At 74.4% G+C, this 16,561-nt stretch carries 13 protein-coding genes; 9 read left to right on the forward strand and 4 right to left on the reverse strand.

Annotation, left to right across the window (positions count from 1 at the left end):
* Nucleotides 1-27 precede the first annotated feature (27 nt).
* Both ABGA99_RS03325 and ABGA99_RS03330 read right to left on the reverse strand, forming a co-directional pair.
* Nucleotides 28-1,320, reverse strand: coding sequence for an SWF or SNF family helicase (locus tag ABGA99_RS03325; RefSeq protein ID WP_347582123.1), 1,293 nt, complete (start codon nucleotides 1,318-1,320; stop codon nucleotides 28-30).
* Complete coding sequence (locus ABGA99_RS03330; RefSeq protein WP_347582124.1) at nucleotides 1,320-4,193, reverse strand: DEAD/DEAH box helicase; 2,874 nt, start codon at nucleotides 4,191-4,193, stop codon at nucleotides 1,320-1,322. The genes ABGA99_RS03325 and ABGA99_RS03330 overlap by 1 nt, the downstream gene beginning before the upstream one ends.
* A gap of 241 nt (nucleotides 4,194-4,434) precedes the next feature.
* Between ABGA99_RS03330 and ABGA99_RS03335 the strand changes: the two genes are divergently transcribed.
* The 7 genes from ABGA99_RS03335 to ABGA99_RS03365 all read left to right on the forward strand — a co-directional run bounded on the left by ABGA99_RS03335 (nucleotide 4,435) and on the right by ABGA99_RS03365 (nucleotide 11,465).
* Entirely contained in the window at nucleotides 4,435-5,487 is a 1,053-nt protein-coding gene (locus ABGA99_RS03335) for an acyl-CoA desaturase (protein ID WP_347582125.1), read from the forward strand.
* Between the two features lie 215 nt (nucleotides 5,488-5,702).
* On the forward strand, nucleotides 5,703-5,885 hold the full coding sequence (locus tag ABGA99_RS03340; RefSeq protein WP_101425701.1) for a hypothetical protein: 183 nt from the start codon (nucleotides 5,703-5,705) through the stop codon (nucleotides 5,883-5,885).
* Between the two features lie 177 nt (nucleotides 5,886-6,062).
* The gene (locus ABGA99_RS03345) at nucleotides 6,063-6,842 is read left to right on the forward strand and encodes an MHYT domain-containing protein (RefSeq protein ID WP_347576889.1); all 780 of its coding nucleotides are present in this window, start codon (nucleotides 6,063-6,065) and stop codon (nucleotides 6,840-6,842) included.
* Nucleotides 6,843-6,917: 75 nt separating this feature from the next.
* Entirely contained in the window at nucleotides 6,918-9,998 is a 3,081-nt protein-coding gene (locus ABGA99_RS03350; RefSeq protein WP_347582126.1) for an ATP-binding protein, read from the forward strand.
* The gene (locus tag ABGA99_RS03355; RefSeq protein ID WP_347582127.1) at nucleotides 9,995-10,432 is read left to right on the forward strand and encodes a roadblock/LC7 domain-containing protein; all 438 of its coding nucleotides are present in this window, start codon (nucleotides 9,995-9,997) and stop codon (nucleotides 10,430-10,432) included. Before ABGA99_RS03350 ends, ABGA99_RS03355 begins: the two co-directional genes overlap by 4 nt.
* Before the next feature lie 18 nt (nucleotides 10,433-10,450).
* Nucleotides 10,451-10,870: a DUF742 domain-containing protein gene (locus ABGA99_RS03360; protein ID WP_347576892.1), complete on the forward strand. Its 420-nt coding sequence runs from the start codon at nucleotides 10,451-10,453 to the stop codon at nucleotides 10,868-10,870.
* A complete protein-coding gene (locus ABGA99_RS03365; protein ID WP_347576893.1) occupies nucleotides 10,851-11,465 on the forward strand; it encodes an ATP/GTP-binding protein in 615 nt (204 codons plus the stop codon). Before ABGA99_RS03360 ends, ABGA99_RS03365 begins: the two co-directional genes overlap by 20 nt.
* A 22-nt stretch (nucleotides 11,466-11,487) precedes the next feature.
* Here ABGA99_RS03365 and ABGA99_RS03370 read toward each other — a convergent pair whose 3' ends face one another.
* Complete coding sequence (locus ABGA99_RS03370; protein WP_347576894.1) at nucleotides 11,488-11,916, reverse strand: PPOX class F420-dependent oxidoreductase; 429 nt, start codon at nucleotides 11,914-11,916, stop codon at nucleotides 11,488-11,490.
* 107 nt (nucleotides 11,917-12,023) lie between these two features.
* On the opposite strand from ABGA99_RS03370, the gene ABGA99_RS03375 reads away from it, so the two are divergent.
* Nucleotides 12,024-13,007, forward strand: coding sequence for a DUF6397 family protein (locus ABGA99_RS03375; protein ID WP_347576895.1), 984 nt, complete (start codon nucleotides 12,024-12,026; stop codon nucleotides 13,005-13,007).
* Nucleotides 13,008-13,014: 7 nt separating this feature from the next.
* On the opposite strand, the gene ABGA99_RS03380 is transcribed toward ABGA99_RS03375, so the two are convergent.
* A complete protein-coding gene (locus ABGA99_RS03380) occupies nucleotides 13,015-15,543 on the reverse strand; it encodes a DUF3516 domain-containing protein (protein WP_347576896.1) in 2,529 nt (842 codons plus the stop codon).
* Between the two features lie 147 nt (nucleotides 15,544-15,690).
* On the opposite strand from ABGA99_RS03380, the gene ABGA99_RS03385 reads away from it, so the two are divergent.
* Entirely contained in the window at nucleotides 15,691-16,485 is a 795-nt protein-coding gene (locus tag ABGA99_RS03385) for a metal-dependent hydrolase (RefSeq protein WP_347576897.1), read from the forward strand.
* Nucleotides 16,486-16,561: the final 76 nt, after the last annotated feature.

A 16,561-nucleotide genomic window follows, 5' to 3' on the forward strand; every position in this document is an offset into this window, starting at 1 on the left:
CGGCGGCGAGGCCCGCCTGCGGCGAGGTCAGGCGTCCTCCAGGACCGTTGCCAGGGCCGCCGCCGGGTCCGGGGCCGGGGGGCCCGCCGGGGTCCAGGTGGTGCCCTCTTTGCGGTACGGCCACCAGCGGCCGTCGGGGCCGAAACGGAGTTGGGCGCCGCGGCCCACCGCCGTCCAGCGGGTGCCCGTGGCGCGGAGGTGGGGGCGGGTGTCCGGGTCCCAGGCGGCGGCCAACTGGTCCGTCGCGCGGGCCAGGGCCGCCGGGTCCGGGGTCCAGTCGTCCTCCAGCACCGCGAGGCCCGCGGCGCCGCCGTGGCGCCAGGCCCGTACCGCACGCTCCATCCCGGCCCGGTCGCGACCGCTGCCGCCCGCCAGCCGGACGGCGATCCGCGCCGCCGCGCCGCCCGCGCCGGCGTACGTAGCGCCGCCCGGGCCCGCGGACTTCGCCGTCGCCGCCATCCGTACCGCGTCCTGCGCCACCGTCAGCTCCCCCGGCAGCGGAGCTTCCGCGTGGTCCGGTGCCAGGGCGTCGGCCAGCAGCCGCCGGGCCCGTACCGCCGTGTCCGCGACCAGGAATTCCAGCGCCGCCACGTCCAGCCCCGCCGCCGGTTCCGCGCCGCCGGTGAGCACCGGGGGCGTGCCCGCCTCCGCGACCGGTTCCGGAGGGGGCGGCAGCGGGGGCGGCGCCTTCGCGTACGCCTCGTCCGCCCGTACGCCCGCGGCCACCGCGGGACCCGCCTCCGGCTCCGCCCGCGCCGCGCTCCGCTCCTGCAGATCCGCCAGCAGCCTCGCCTCGCCACGCCCCCGCATCAGCAGCAGCACGAACGGGTCCGCGTCCAGCAGCCGCGCCACCAGATAACTCAGCGCCGCCGTGTGCTCGCAGTGGTCCCACTCGCCGCACCCGCACTCCGGCTGCAGGTCGCCGATCCCCGGCAGCAGCGACACCCCGGCCGCCGCCGCGTCCTCGTCCAGCTCCGGCGGCATGTCCCGGTCGAGCAGCGCCGCGATGTGACCGGCCCGGTCGGCGATCGTGTCCAGCAGCCGCTCCCAGTCGGCGTCGTCGAGCTGCTGCACCAGCACGTCGGTGCGGTACGGCGTACGGTCCGCGCCCAGCACCCGCGCCGTGAGCCGCCCCGGCCGCACCGCGACCGCGCCCACCGCGCCCGCGCGCGCGTGCCTGCGTCCGCGGCGAAGCAGCGTGCCGTCCAGCACCGTGTCCTCCAGCGCCTTCTGCCAGGCCAGCCCCCACCACGTACGGGCGAACCCGCGGCCCTGGCTCGGCGGCAGCGCCTCGAAGGTCAGCTCCTCCTGCTCCGTCATCACTCGCCCCCTCGCGGCCCGGCCAGCCGGACCAGCTCCGCCAGTTGCCCGTCGGACAGTTCGGTGATCGCCGCCTCCCCGCCGCCGCCGAGGACGGCGTCCGCGAGGCCCTGCTTGTGCTGCAGCATCTGTGCGATGCGGTCCTCGATCGTGCCCTCGGCGACCAGCCGGTGGACCTGCACGGGCTGCGTCTGCCCGATGCGGTACGCGCGGTCGGTGGCCTGCGCCTCGACTGCGGGGTTCCACCAGCGGTCGTAGTGCACGACGTGGCCGGCGCGGGTGAGGTTCAGGCCCGTGCCGGCGGCCTTCAGCGAGAGCAGGAAGACCGGCACCTCGCCGTCCTGGAAGCGCCGCACCAGTTCCTCGCGCTCCGGCACCGGCGTGCCGCCGTGCAGCAGTTGGGCGGGGACGCCGCGGGCCGCGAGATGGGTCCGGAGCAGCCGGGCCATCTGTACGTACTGGGTGAAGACCAGCGCGCTCCCGCCCTCGGCGAGGATCACCTCCAGGAGCTCGTCGAGGAGTTCGAGCTTCCCCGAGCGGCCGGGGATGCGCGGTGCGTCCTCCTTCAGATACTGCGCCGGGTGGTTGCAGATCTGCTTCAGCGCGGTCATCAGCTTCAGGATCAGCCCGCGTCTGGCCATCGCGTCCGCCTCGGCGATCGCCGCGAGGGTCTCGCGCACCACCGCCTCGTACAGCCCGGCCTGTTCTGCCGTCAGCGCCACCGCCCGGTCGGTCTCGGTCTTGCGGGGCAGCTCCGGTGCGATGCCGGGGTCGGACTTGCGGCGGCGCAGCAGGAAGGGGCGTACGAGCCGGGCCAGCCGCTCGGCGGCATCGGCATCCGCGCCCGATTCCGCGGCGTCCGCGTAGCGCGTGCGGAACCTCTTCAGCGGGCCCAGCAGTCCCGGCGTCGTCCAGTCGAGGATCGCCCACAGCTCGGAGAGGTTGTTCTCCACCGGCGTGCCGGTCAGCGCGACCCGTGCCCGGGACGGGAGGGTGCGCAGCGCCTTCGCGGTCGCGGAGAACGGGTTCTTGACGTGCTGCGCCTCGTCGGCGACGACGAGCGACCAGCCCGCCTCCGCCAGCCGCCCGGCGTCGAGCCGCATCGTCCCGTACGTCGTGAGCACGAACTCGCCGTCCGCCAGCCCCTCCAGCGACCGTCCGCCGCCGTGGAAGCGGCGTACGGGCGTGCCGGGCGCGAAGCGCTCGATCTCGCGTTGCCAGTTGCCGAGCAGCGACGCCGGGCAGACCACCAGCGTCGGGCCCGCGGTCTCCTTCTGCTCCTGCCGGTCGAGGTGCAGGGAGATGAGCGTGATGGTCTTGCCCAGGCCCATGTCGTCGGCCAGGCAGCCGCCGAGGCCGAGGGAGGTCATCCGGCGCAGCCAGCCGAGCCCGCGCAACTGGTAGTCGCGCAGGGTCGCGGCGAGGGCCGCGGGCGGGGCGGTCGGCTCGCTCTGCTCCTCGGGGTCCGCGATGCGCCGGCGCAGCGTGTCGAGCCAGCCGCTCGCGGCGACCTCGACGCGCCCGCCGGGCACGGCCGGGTCGTCGATCTCACCGGTGAGCGCCGCGCCGAGGGCGTCGACGGGGGTCAGGTCGGCGTCCTTGCGGTCCAGCGCGCGGCGTACGGACTCGGGGTCGACCAGCACCCAGCTGTCGCGCAGCCGCACCACCGGGCGGGCGGCCTCGGCGAGCCGGTCCAGCTCGGCGCGGGTCAGCTCCACGTCGCCGACCGCGTAGCGCCAGCCGAACGCGACGAGGGCGTCGGCGGAGAGGTAGGACGGTCCCGGACGGCGGCCGTCCGGGTCGTCGGCGGGGCCGACCACGGCGCGGGCGGTGAGGTGGCGGGTCAGGTCGCGGGGCCAGTGGATCTCGACGCCGGCGGCCGCAAGGCCGCGGGCGCCGGGGCCGAGAAGCGCGGCGAGGTCGTCGTCGCCGAGGTCGACGGCGTCGGGGACGGCGGCAGAAAGCAGCGGGGTGAGCGCGTCCCAGGCGTGGGCGGCGCGGCGCAGGGTGAGCAGGGCCTGCATACGGGCGCCGGGGCCGAAGTGGGCTGCCGTGCCGGCCCACACGTCGGCGGCGTCGGCGAGGAGGGTGGGGTCGGCGGTGCCGTGCAGCTGGACGACGGCGCGGAACGCGGGGCGGGCGCCGGTGGTGTCCATGTCGACGCGGAGCGAGACCCGTACGCCCGCGTCGTGCCCGGCGGCGACGTCGTCGGCCCAGGCGCGCTGCTCGGGGACGTGCCGCGGCTCGGGCGCGGCGAAGGCCCGGCCGCCGGCGGCCAGGACGGCGGCGGGGGAGCGGGGGAGGCCGTCGGCGACGGCGTCGAGGAAGGCGCGGAGCAGGTGCCCGGGGTCGGGGAGGAGCACGGGGCCGGCTTGGGCGCCGTCCGGCGGCTGCGGTGCCGCGTGTGCCTCCGGCGGCATCGCCGCCGCCAGCTCCCGCAGGTTCCGTACGTCGTCCTCGCCCAGCGGCCCGCAGCGCCAGGCGTCGTACGCGCCCTCGCTCAGCCCCGGCAGGAGCTTGCCGCGGGCGGCCAGGCGCAGCGCCAGCAGCGCGGCGGTGCCCCAGAACACGGCGGCCGGGTGCATGCCGTCCGCGCCGGCGGCGTGCGCCGCCCGGGCGCGGGTGAGTACGGGTACCGCGTCCGCAGCGGGCAGCAGCAGCGCCGGCACCTCGCGGGTGCCGCCACCGGGGCCGGCGACGGTCAGCGGGGCGCGGGTGCCGCGGGAGTGGTCGGGCGGGCAGGCGGCGGCGTCGCCCTCCCGGTCGGCGGCCCCGCCGTCGTCAGGGAGCCAGAAGGCCATACGGCCCGTACGGGCCGGGTCGGCGGGGAGGAACAGGGCGGCGCAGCGGGAGAGCGGGGGAAGGGCGGTCACGTACGGACGCACTCCTCAAGTTTGACTACCGGGCGGTCGAGGGTACCTCAGGCCTCGCCGCCCCGGACGGCGCCGCGGAGTGATCAACTTCACTTTTCGACTTGCGGGGCCGCACGGGGTGTATCTGGCACTACCTTGTGCCGGGTGGATTGCACCCGGGCGTTCCGGGTGCTGACGTCATCGCGCCGATCTGTCCGGTTCCGTAGCGTCGAGGTCCTCGCACTGAGAGACCGGAGGCGCCATGCCGCAGGCCACTGTCACGTCGACCGCCAAGGGGTCGGCGACCGCCAGGAGTTCGGAGTTCACACCCCTGTTGCGGGAGGTGAAGGCCGCCGGGCTGCTGCGCCGGCGGCGCGGCTGGTACGGGTTCAGCATCGCGGTCACGCTGCTGTCGCTCGCCGCCACCGGTGTCGGCATACACCTCCTCGGCAACACCTGGTGGACCCTCTTCCTCGCGGTGCCGGCCGCGGTCTTCACCACCCGTACCGCCTTCATCGGCCACGACTCCGGCCACGCGCAGATTGCCGGCACCCGCAAGGCCAACCGCGCTCTCGGGCTCTTCCACGGCAACCTGCTGATCGGCATGAGCTACCACTGGTGGACGGACAAGCACAACCGCCACCACGCCAACCCCAACCACATCGACAAGGACCCCGACGTCGGCGTCGGCGCGCTGGTCTGGACCCAGCGCCAGGCCGCGCAGCGCGAGGGCTTCTCCCGCTGGCTCACCCGCCACCAGGCCGCCCTGTTCTTCCCGATGCTGCTTCTTGAGGGCATCGCGCTGAAGGTGTCGAGCTGGCAGGACCTGCGCCAGCAGGGCAAGGGCGAGCGGCGGCTCGAAGCGCTGCTCCTCGGCGCCCACGTGATCGGCTATGCCGCCCTGCTGCTGACCGCCATGTCGCCCGGCAAGGCGGTGGTCTTCGCGCTCGTGCAGCACGCGGTCTTCGGCCTGCACCTGGGGATGTGCTTCGCGCCCAACCACAAGGGCATGGAGATGCCCGAGACCGGCGACGACGACTGGGGCCACCTGCGCCGCCAGGTGCTCACTTCCCGCAACGTGCGCGGCGGGGTCGTCACCGACTGGCTGATGGGCGGCCTGAACTACCAGATCGAGCACCACCTCTTCCCCAACATGCCCCGCCCCAGCCTGCGCCGCGTCCAGCCGCTGGTGCGCGCGCACTGCGCGGCGCTCGGGCTGCCGTACGCGCAGACCAGCGCGGTCGAGTCGTACCGGCTGGCGCTGGAGCACATGCACGAGGTCGGCGAGCCGCTGCGCACCCCGCCCGCCCCGTAGGGGGCGCACGCCCTTGCCCGCCCCGGTAGCGGCCTACCCTTCCTGCCCCCGGGGCGGGCACACCTCTCGTCCCGTAAAGGGTGCCCGTCCCGTAATGGGTCCCTCATCCACATGTATGACGCCCTCCGGCTCCGGTCATGGGATAAAGGAACCGGGGGAGCGGCGCTGCCGTTCCCCAGTCGAGGGCGGTGTGCCGCCGCTGTAGGAGGCAGAAGATGTCGAATCGAGGGAAGGTCGCGGCCGGTGGGGTAGCGGTCGGCTTGCTGCTGTGGTGGCTGACGTCGTTCTGGATCGCCGTGCTGGTGATCGTCGGTGTGCCGGTGGCCGCCTATCTGGCGCTCGACCCCGGGCAGCGCCGCAGGCTCAAGAGGGTGACACGCAAGGAGCTCGACCGCTGACCGTGCGCCCCTCTTGCGGAGGCCTACGGCCGGCGGGGCACATGCCGTAACAAATGTGCCAGGGGTGTGCCTCTTTAGGCGCTGCCCGATCGATCGAGGCCATGACTCTGTCAAATTCAGTCAGGTTTGGCATGCGCCCCGGTCGTGCGCCCCCAACCGGACTAGCGTCCCTGAGACATGGGACACCTCGACCACGCAGCCTACGGGTGGCTGACACCCGTCCTCTCGTACGCGATGGCGTGCATCGGCGCCGCGCTCGGGCTGCGCTGCACCGTCCAGGCGCTGGCGGCCCCCACCGCCCGCTCCCGGCGCAACTGGCTGCTCACCGCCGCGTCCGCCCTCGGGACCGGCATCTGGACGATGCACTTCATCGCCATGCTGGGCTTCAGCGTCAGCGGCACCGAGATCCGCTACGACATCCCCCGCACCGTCCTCAGCCTCGTGGTCGCCATGGCCGTCGCCGGAGCCGGCGCCTTCGCCCTGGGCTACGGGCGTGCCCGCGGCCCCGCCCTGCTGGTCGCCGGCCTCGCCACCGGGCTCGGCGTCGCCGCCATGCACTACATCGGGATGTCCGCCGTACGCCTGCACGGGACGATCTCCTACGACCTCCCGGCCGTGGCGCTCTCCATACTGATCGCGGTCGCCACGGCCACCGCCGCGCTGTGGGCCGCGCTCACCATCCGCTCCCCGCTTGCCGTGACCCTCGCCTCCCTCGTCATGGGGGCGGCGGTGACCAGCATGCACTACACCGGGATGGCCGCCGTGTCCGTGACCGTGATGCCCTCGCCCGAGGCCCTGGCCGGGGCCACCGCCACCCAGTTCGTCTTCCCGCTGACCGTAGGGCTCGGCTCGTACCTCTTCCTCACCTCGGCGTTCGTCGCGCTCACGCCGACCGCCGCGGAGCGTGCCGCCACCGTCTCCGCCCAGCGCCTGACCCGAGCGCCCGGCCCCGTCTAGCCGCGCCGCGCCCGCACCCCGGCCGGACGGACCCCGCGGGGCGGGCCGGTCCCCGCAAACCGATAGGAGGTGGCCATGCGAACCCCGGACAGCACCCCGCCGAGCGGCCCGTCCGGTACGCCGTCCGCGACCCCGGCCGAGCGAACCGCGGGGCCCGGCGCGGGCGGGGCGGCGCCGCCGGTGCCCGCGCCGGTACGGGGCCGGCGGGCGCACGCGGGTCCGCCCGCCGACGAGCCCGGGCCGCCGTCGGGGCCGAGCGCCTGGGAGCGGGCGTATCCGCCGGCCGGGCCAGGCTCGCAGAACGCCGGGGAATCGGCCGGCTCCGGAGGTTCGAGTGACGGGGGTGCACAGAAGACGCCGACGTTCGGGTACCGCGGGCGGCGCCGGCGGCTCGGGCCCCGTACCGTACGCGCGCGCGTCATCTGTCTGCTGACCGTGCCGGTCGTCTCCCTGATAGCGCTCTGGGGCTACGCCACCGTGGGCACCGCGCAGGACGTGACCCGGCTGCGCCAGCTCGAACAGGTCGAGACCGAGGTGCGGCAGCCGCTCGCCGCCGCCGTCGCGGCGCTCCAGGACGAACGGCGCGCCGCCGCCGGCTATCTCGCCGGCCCCGGCGGCGACCGCCGCGGCGCCTTCGGCGCGGCGACCGTCCGCACCGACCGGGCCGTCGACCGGCTGCGGCTCGACGGCAGCCACACCGTCGCGGAGGGCGCCGGCCTGCCCGGGGACGTCACCCGGCGGCTCGACGGCTTCGTCACGGGCGCGGAGTCGCTGGGCCGGTTGCGTACCGAGGTGGAGGCGCGGACGACGGACTGGTCCCGGACGTACGGGAAGTACACCGCGGTCGTCGATCGCGCCTTCGACGTCTCCGGCGCGCTCACGGGCATCCAGGGTGCCGAGGCGGCGTCCGAGGCCCGGGTGCTGCTGGAGTTCGGCCGGGCCGGCGAGATGCTCGCGCGCGAGGACGCGCTGCTGGCCGCCGGGCAGGTGCGCGGGTCGCTCAGCGCCGCGCACCACCGCGCCTTCGCCGACGCCGCCTCCGCCCGCGCCGTCCTGGAGGACGGCTCCGCCGCCGACCTCGGCGGCGAGGAGGCGGAGGTGTGGCGGCGGGCCGGCGAGAGCGAGGCGTACCGCACCCTCGGCGAGCTGGAGGAGGCCGTGGCCGCCGCGGACTCCGGCACCGCCGCCGTCGAGGCCGCCCCCGCGCGGGCGTGGGACGGCCCGTACGAGGACGTGGCCGGTGCCATCCGCGCCGTCGGACGGGAGCACGCCGCGCAGGCCGACCGCACCGATCCCTTCACCGACGGCGTGCTCACCCCCTCCGGCGCCGCGGCCATCCTGGGCCTCGCCGCCGTGGCCGCGGCGCTCCTCATCTCCGTACGGATAGGCCGCGGGCTGATCGTCGAACTCGTCGGCCTGCGCAACTCCGCGCTCGAACTCGCCCGCCGCAAGCTGCCGCACGCGATGCACAGGCTGCGCGCGGGACAGGAGATCGACATCGCCGGCGAGGCCCCCCGGGGCGATCCGGGCGACGACGAGATGGCGCAGGTCGGCGAGGCGCTGACCACCGTGCACCGGGCGGCCCTGCGCGCCGCCGTCGAACGGGCCGAGCTGGCGAACGGCATCTCCGGGGTCTTCGTCAACCTCGCCCGCCGCAGCCAGGTGCTCGTCCACCGCCAACTCGCCCTGCTGGACAGCATGGAGCGGCGCGCCGAGGACCCCGAGGAACTGGACGACCTCTTCCGGCTCGACCACCTCACCACCCGCATGCGGCGGCACGCCGAGAGCCTGATCATCCTCTCCGGGGCGGCCCCCGGCCGCGCGTGGCGGATGCCGGTGCCGCTGCAGAGCGTGGTGCGGGCAGCGGTCTCGGAGGTGGAGGACTACGCGCGCGTGGAGGTACGGGCGCTGTCGGACGTGGCCGTGGTGGGCGCGGCGGTGGCCGACCTGACGCATCTGCTGGCGGAACTGGTCGAGAACGCCGCGCAGTTCTCACCGCCGCACACCAAGGTGCGGGTGTACGGCGAGCAGGTCGGCAACGGCTACGCGATCGAGGTCGAGGACCGCGGCCTGGGGATGGGCAAGGAGGCGCTGGCCGCGGCGAACCGGCGGATCCGGCAGTCGGAGGCGCTGGACCTGTTCGACAGCGACCGGCTGGGGCTGTTCGTCGTGAGCCGGCTGGCGGCGCGGCACGGGATCCAGGTCAGCCTGCGGGAGTCGGCGTACGGGGGGACGACGGTGGTGGTGCTGCTGCCGACGGCGCTGCTGGAGGCGGCGGTGGCGGGGGCGGTGGACCCGGGGGCCGGAGCGCGGGGCGCGGCGGCGCGGCCGTTCCCGGGCGGGCCGGTGACGGCGGGGTCCGGTGGGTCCGTCGGGTCCGGTGGGTCCGTCGGGCCCGGCGGTTCCGGGATGGCGGCGCTGCCCGGGGTGCCGGTGCGGAACGGGGCGGACGGGGGCGGCGCCGGCGCGCGTGGTGCGGAGAACGGGGCGCGGGTCACGGAGAACGGGCTGCCGGAGCGGCGGGGCGGGCGGGCGCTGCCGGGGCCGTGGAGCACGGGGCCGGGGCCCGGCGGTCCGGCCGTCGGGCCGGTGGGGGAGCGGCCGGTGCTGGCGTCGCGGGAGGACGTGGTCCTGCTGCGGGCCCTCGGTGTGGATCCGGTGGGCGGGACGGCGGACGGGGACGGCGCGGGGGCGGACCCGGGCGGGGCGGCGGTGTCCGGAGGGCCTGCCGGCGGTGCCGGGACGTACGCGGGGCGTGCCGGGCAGGAGGCGGCTGCCGTCCAGTCGCCCGGGGACGTCACGGAGCTGCCCAGACGCGTACGACAGGCCAGTATGGCGCCGCAGTTGCGGCTGGAGCCGGACCCCGGCGGGGACACGGACACCGGGGACGGCGCGGACGACGTGGCGGACACCGGCGACGGGGGTGCCGGACCGCACGGGCATGCCGGACCGCGCGGGGAGACCGGCGCCGCGGGACGGTCCGCACCACGGGAGCGCACGCCGGAAGAGGCGCGCGCCCGCATGGCCGCGTACCGCAGCGGCTGGTTACGCGGCGGCGGCCTGCCTGCGGGCCGCCCGTACGACGGCGAACCGGGCGGCGAGCGCCCGGGGCCGGACGAGAGCGCGCACACGTCGAGGGAAGGGGATCGCCCATGATCGAGCCGGAGACCGTGCACACGCAGAGATCCGGGGGTCTCGGCTGGCTGCTGGACGACCTCGTCAGGCGCGTCGCCGACGTGCACCATGCCGTGGTGCTCTCCAGCGACGGCTTAGCGGTCGGCAACTCCAGAACGCTCTCCCGCGAGGACGCCGAGCACCTGGCGGCGGTCGCGTCCGGTTTCCACAGCCTCGCCAAGGGCGCCGGGCGGCACTTCCGCGCGGGCGGCGTACGGCAGACGATGGTCGAGATGGACGACGGCTTCCTCTTCGTGGCCGCGGCCGGGGACGGCTCCTGTCTTGCCGTCCTCAGCGCCGCGACGGCGGACATGGGCCTGGTCGCGTACGAAATGGCCCGCCTGGTCGCATGGGTGGGCGAACACCTATACACCGCCCCGCGAACGGCCGCAGCGAAGCCGCGGAATCCGGGCTGAGCACGGCGGTGACACGTGATGACTGAAGATATGAGTGGCACCCCTCCGCACCACGGCAGTCACTGGTACGACGCCGAGGCCGGCCCGCTGGTCCGCCCGTACGCGATGACCGGCGGCCGGACCCGGCCGGTGACGACCACCGTGCGGTTCGACCTCATCGCGCTCATCGACCTGGAGGAAGAGGCGCTGGAGGCCGCGGGGAAGGAGGCCGAGACGCTCGGGCCCGAGCACCGGGCGCTCATCGACCTCTGCCGGATCGAGACCCAGTCCGTCGCCGAACTGGCGGCGGAGACCGATCTGCCGGTGGGGGTGGTACGGGTGCTTCTCGGCGACCTGGTCGAACTCGGCTGTGTACGGGTCAGCAGGCCCGTACCGCCGGCGCAGCTTCCCGACGAGATGATCCTGAGAGAAGTGATCGATGGACTCCGCGCCCTCTGACCGCAGGGTCGACGACGCGCTGGCGCTGAAGATCCTCATCGCCGGCGGCTTCGGGGTGGGCAAGACCACCCTGGTCGGCTCCGTCAGCGAAATCCGTCCGCTGCGCACCGAGGAGCGGTTGAGCGAGGTCGGCACCGCCGTCGACGACACGGGCGGCGTGGACGAGAAGACCACGACCACCGTGGCGATGGACTTCGGCAGGATCACCATTCGCGCCGGTCTCGCGGTCTATCTGTTCGGCACGCCCGGTCAGGACCGCTTCTGGTTCCTCTGGGACGAGCTGGCCACAGGCGCGCTGGGCGCGGTGGTGCTGGCCGACACGCGCAGGCTGCAGGACTGCTTCCCGGCGGTGGACTACTTCGAGCACCGCAGCATCCCGTTCATCGTCGCGGTGAACTGCTTTCCCGAGTCGCGCAGTTTCGGGGCCCACGAGGTCGCCCGGGCCCTCGATCTCGACCAGGGCACTCCCGTCGTGCTGTGCGACGCCCGCGACCGCGACTCGGGGAAGGAGGTGCTGATCAGGCTGGTCGAGTACGCGGGGCGGGTGCACACCGCCCGGCTGCTCGACCCGGTCGGCTCGGAGCCGGTGGGGTGAGCGGGGCCCGGGGTGCCGGGTGTCATTCCGCGACGCGGGCCTCGGAGACCACCTTGTCGATCCCGACGCGGACGAGGAGTTCGCCGGGAACGGCGTTGCGCGCGCCGTAGGTCTCGGCGAGTTCCTTGTCCACGTAGCGGCCGGCGATGACCGTGGCCCAGTGGCGCATGTCGTCCAGGTCCTCGCTGATCCGGGCGCGCCCGGAAAGCACGGCGAAGGAGTACGGATAGCGCTCGTCGTCGACGCAGAGAGTGGCGCGGCCGTCGCGCACGAGGTTGCGGCCCTTGACGGTGCCGGAGCCCGTGTTGAAGACGAAGTCGTCGCCGTCGAGCACGAACCAGATCGGGGCCACGTGGGGGCTGCCGTCGGCGCGGACGGTGGCCAGCTTGCCGGTGCGGGTTCCTGCGGAGACGAAGGTGCGCCACTCTTCGTCGGTCATCTTCTCGCCCATGCGAGCACGTTATCCACAGGGGGAGGCGGGGCGGGGAGCGACGCGCTACTCTCGTCACTGAGAGTAACCGAGATGGAGCTTTTCGAGCGACGACGGGGGAGACGGTCATGGCGGTACGGACTGAGGCGGGCACGGGTGCGCGGACGGCCGGCGAGGCGGGCGAGCGGGCGGAGCCGCTGCCGTTCGGCCGGGCGGCGGCGGAGCTGGGGCTGCTGCCGCGGGAGTTGGAGCTGGCGGTGCAGCTCGGGCTGGTGCCGACGGAGCCGCCGCAGCGGGCCGGCGGCCGGCGCCGGGTGGCCCGGGCCGAGGTGGCGCGGCTGCGGGCGGAGGGCGCCGCCGGGGGCGCCGGGGAGGCGGCTGCGCTGCGTGAGCGGCTGCGGCTGGTGGGGACGGTCGCGGGGGCGGAGGAGCTGGGCATCTCGTCCATCCGCTTCACGCGGCTGGCGCGCGCGGGGTGCTTCGCGCCCGCGCGGTTCTATGTGAACCGGTATCGGGTCGTGGTCTGGCTCTATCTCGCGACGGAGGTGGAGCGGTTCGGGGAGCGGGAGCCGGGGCTGCTGCGCGGACCGCTGCCGCCGGCGATGCGGGTGGAGCTGGCCGAGGGCACCGACGTCCGGGCCCGCGGCTGGCGGCAGCGGCGGGTGGAGCAGTTGCTGTCGGAGCGGGTGGACCCGTGGGAGCGGGCGGGCGCGTATGCGGCGGTGCTGAGCGACGCGGAGCTGGCGGAGGAGGTGCCCGACGCCGGGGAGCGGGCGCGCGTCGTGGAGCACCGGGCGGAGCTGGTCGCCCCGGTACGCGGAGGCAGCGAGGCGGCACGGCGGGCGGCGGAGACCGTGCTGCTGGCGGAGTCCGACGCGGAGGCCCTGGGCTACCGGCTGGGCCTGACGGTGGAGCTCCAGGCCGCGCGGGCGGAGTACGCCATCTCGTCCGCGACCCCGCTCGCCGCGCCGTCCGCGACCCGGCGCCCGGCGTCGCCGGCACCTCCCGGCGGCGCCCCGCCCGCGCGCCCGGCCGGACGCACCCGACCACGCCGCGGCAGCCTCGCCTGGCTGCGCCGGGGCCGCCGGCGCCGCACCGGCCTGCCGTGCTGACGGCAGGTCAGCCGGCCGGTTGGCCGAGAGGGCCGACGTCGGTGACGCGGAGGACGGCGCGGGCCTCGGCGTCGGAGGAGGTGAGGTCCACCTCCGCGGAGATGCCCCAGTCGTGGTCGCCCTCCGGGTCGGCGAAGGTCTGGCGGACGCGCCAGAGGGCGTGCTCGGGGTCCTCCTCGATCCGCAGCAGCCGCGGCCCGCGGGCGTCCGGCCCGGTGCCGATGTCCTCGTACTCCTCCCAGTACGCGTCCAGCGCCTCACCCCAGCGCTCCGCGTCCCAGCCGGACTCCTCGTCCAGCGCGCCCAGTTCGTCCGCGTCGTCGAGCGCCGCCAGCTCCACCCGGCGGAAGAGCGCGTTGCGTACGAGGACGCGGAAGGCGCGCGCGTTGGCCGTCACCGGGCGCACCTGGTCGGCGTGCTCCATGGCCTGCTCGGCGGTCTCCTCCGCCGGGTTGGCCAGTTGCTCCCACTCGTCCAGCAGGCTGGAGTCGACCTGGCGGACCATCTCGCCGAGCCAGGCGACGATGTCCTCGAAGTCCTCGGACTTCCGCTCGTCCGGCACGGTGTGGTCCAGCGCCTTGTACGCGCTGGCCAGATAGCGCAGGACGATGCCCTCGGTGCGGGCCAGCTCGTAGAAGGAGACGAACTCGCCGAAGGTCATGGCCCGTTCGTACATGTCACGGATGACCGACTTGGGGGACAGGGGGTGGTCGCCGACCCACGGGTGGCTCTTGCGGTAGAGGCCGTAGGCGTGGGACAGCAGCTCCTCCAGCGGCTTGGGGTAGCTGACGTCCATCAGCCGCTCCATCCGCTCCTCGTACTCGACGCCGTCCGCCTTCATCTGCGCGACCGCCTCGCCGCGTGCCTTGTTCTGCTGGGCGGCGAGGATCTGCCGGGGGTCGTCGAGGGTGGACTCCACGACGGAGACCATGTCGAGCGCGTAGGAGGGGGACTCGGGGTCGAGGAGGTCGAACGACGCCAGCGCGAACGTCGACAGCGGCTGCTGCAGGGCGAAGTCCTGCTGCAGGTCGACGGTCAGCCGCACGATGCGGCCCTGCGCGTCCGGCTCGTCGAGCTGCTCCACCACGCCGCCGTCGAGGAGGGAGCGGTAGATCGCGATGGCGCGGCGGATGTGGCGGAGCTGCTTCTTGCGCGGCTCGTGGTTGTCCTCCAGCAGCCGGCGCATGGCGGTGAAGGCGTTGCCCGGGCGGGCGATGACGGACAGCAGCATGGCGTGGGTGACGCGGAAGCGGGAGGTGAGCGGTTCGGGATCGGCGGCGATGAGCTTTTCGAAGGTGTTCTGCGACCAGTTGACGAAGCCCTCCGGCGGCTTCTTGCGCACCACCTTGCGGCGCTTCTTCGGATCGTCGCCGGCCTTGGCGAGTGCCTTCTCGTTCTCCACGACGTGCTCCGGCGCCTGGGCCACCACCAGCCCGGAGGTGTCGAAACCGGCGCGCCCGGCCCGCCCGGCGATCTGGTGGAACTCGCGGGCCCGCAGGGTGCGCACCCGGCTGCCGTCGTACTTGGTCAGCGCGGTGAACAGCACCGTGCGGATGGGGACGTTGACGCCGACACCGAGGGTGTCGGTGCCGCAGATGACCTTCAGCAGCCCGGCCTGCGCCAGCTTCTCCACCAGCCGCCGGTACTTGGGCAGCATGCCGGCGTGGTGGACGCCGATGCCGTGCCGGACGTAGCGGGAGAGCTGCTTGCCGAACCGGGTGGTGAAGCGGAAGTTGCCGATGAGGGCGGCGATCTCGTCCTTCTCGGCGCGGGTAGACATGTTGATGCTCATCAGCGCCTGCGCCCGCTCCACCGCCTGCGCCTGGGTGAAGTGCACGATGTACACCGGCGCCTGCCGGTTCTCCAGCAGTTCCGTCAGCGTCTCGGTGAGCGGGGTGGTGCGGTACTCGTACGACAGCGGGACGGGCCGGGTCGCCGAGCGGACCACCGAGGTGGACCGGCCGGTGCGCCGGGCCAGGTCCTCCTCGAAGCGGGAGACGTCGCCGAGCGTCGCGGACATCAGCACGAACTGCGCCTGCGGCAGCTCCAGCAGCGGGATCTGCCACGCCCAGCCGCGGTCCGGCTCGGCGTAGAAGTGGAACTCGTCCATCACCACCTGGCCGATGTCGGCGTCCCTGCCGTCGCGCAGCGCGATGGACGCCAGCACCTCGGCGGTGCAGCAGATGACGGGCGCGTCGGCGTTGACGGAGGCGTCGCCGGTGAGCATGCCGACGTTCTCCGTGCCGAAGATCTTGCACAGGTCGAAGAACTTCTCCGACACCAGCGCCTTGATCGGCGCGGTGTAGAACGAGACCTCGTCCCGGGCCAGCGCCGCGAAGTGCGCACCGGCCGCGACCAGCGACTTCCCGGAGCCGGTGGGGGTGGACAGGATCAGGTTCGAGCCGGAGACGACCTCGATCAGAGCCTCTTCCTGCGCCGGATAGAGGGAGATGCCCCGCTCCTCGGTCCAGGAGGAGAACGCCTCGTAGAGGTCGTCGGGGTCGGCGGTGGGCGGCATCTGATCGATAAGGGTCACCCGACCATACTGCCCTCCACCGCCCCCGAAGTGTGAACCCCCGGTACGTGTGAAGATCACCCGCGCTAGGCTGTGCCGCCGACGGGCGGATCCTGTGGGGCCAACGGCCGTTCACCACACGGGCGGACAGGGGTGGGGGAGCTTTTCATGATGGGTCCAGCGCACTCGCTTTCGGGGGCGGCGGCGTGGCTGGGGGTGGGCGCGGCGGCCACCGCGACGGGCCACGAGATGCCCTGGCCGGTGCTCGTCGTCGGCGCCCTCATCTGCGCCGGCGCGGCCCTCGCGCCCGACCTGGACCACAAGTCCGCGACCATCTCCCGCGCCTTCGGCCCGCTGTCCCGCATCCTCTGCGGGGTCATCGACAAGCTCTCCGCCCGCGTCTACAAGGCGACGAAGAAACGCGGCGACCCCCGCCGCTCCGGCGGCCACCGCACCCTGACGCACACCTGGCTGTGGGCGGTCCTGATCGGCGCCGGGTTCTCCGCGCTCGCGGTCCTCGGCGGCCGGTGGGCGGTCCTCGGGATCCTCTTCGTCCACATGGTGCTGGCCATCGAGGGCCTGCTGTGGCGGGCCGCCCGGGTCTCCAGCGACGTCCTCGTCTGGCTCCTCGGCGCCGCCAGCGCCTGGATCCTCGCCGCCATCCTCGACGAGCCGGGCAACGGCTCCGGCTGGCTCTTCACCGAACCCGGCCAGGAGTACCTGTGGCTGGGCCTGCCCATCGTCCTCGGCGCCCTGGTCCACGACCTCGGCGACGCCCTCACCGTCTCCGGCTGCCCGGTCCTGTGGCCGATCCCGGTGGGCCGCCGGCGCTGGTACCCCATCGGCCCGCCGGACTTCCTGCGCTTTCGCGCCGGAAGCTGGATCGAGCTGAAGATACTGATGCCGTTCTTCATGCTGGCCGGCACCGCGGGCGGCCTCACCGCGATGGGCGTCATCGGCTGACGACGCCCCGGCCGGGGGCACGGAAGGATTCCCGGCCGGGGCGCGACGAGGGGGGCGGGGCGTGCCGCGGGGCGGC

The sequence above is a fragment of the Streptomyces sp. B5E4 genome (genome assembly GCF_039871555.1).
Lineage (GTDB): Bacteria > Actinomycetota > Actinomycetes > Streptomycetales > Streptomycetaceae > Streptomyces.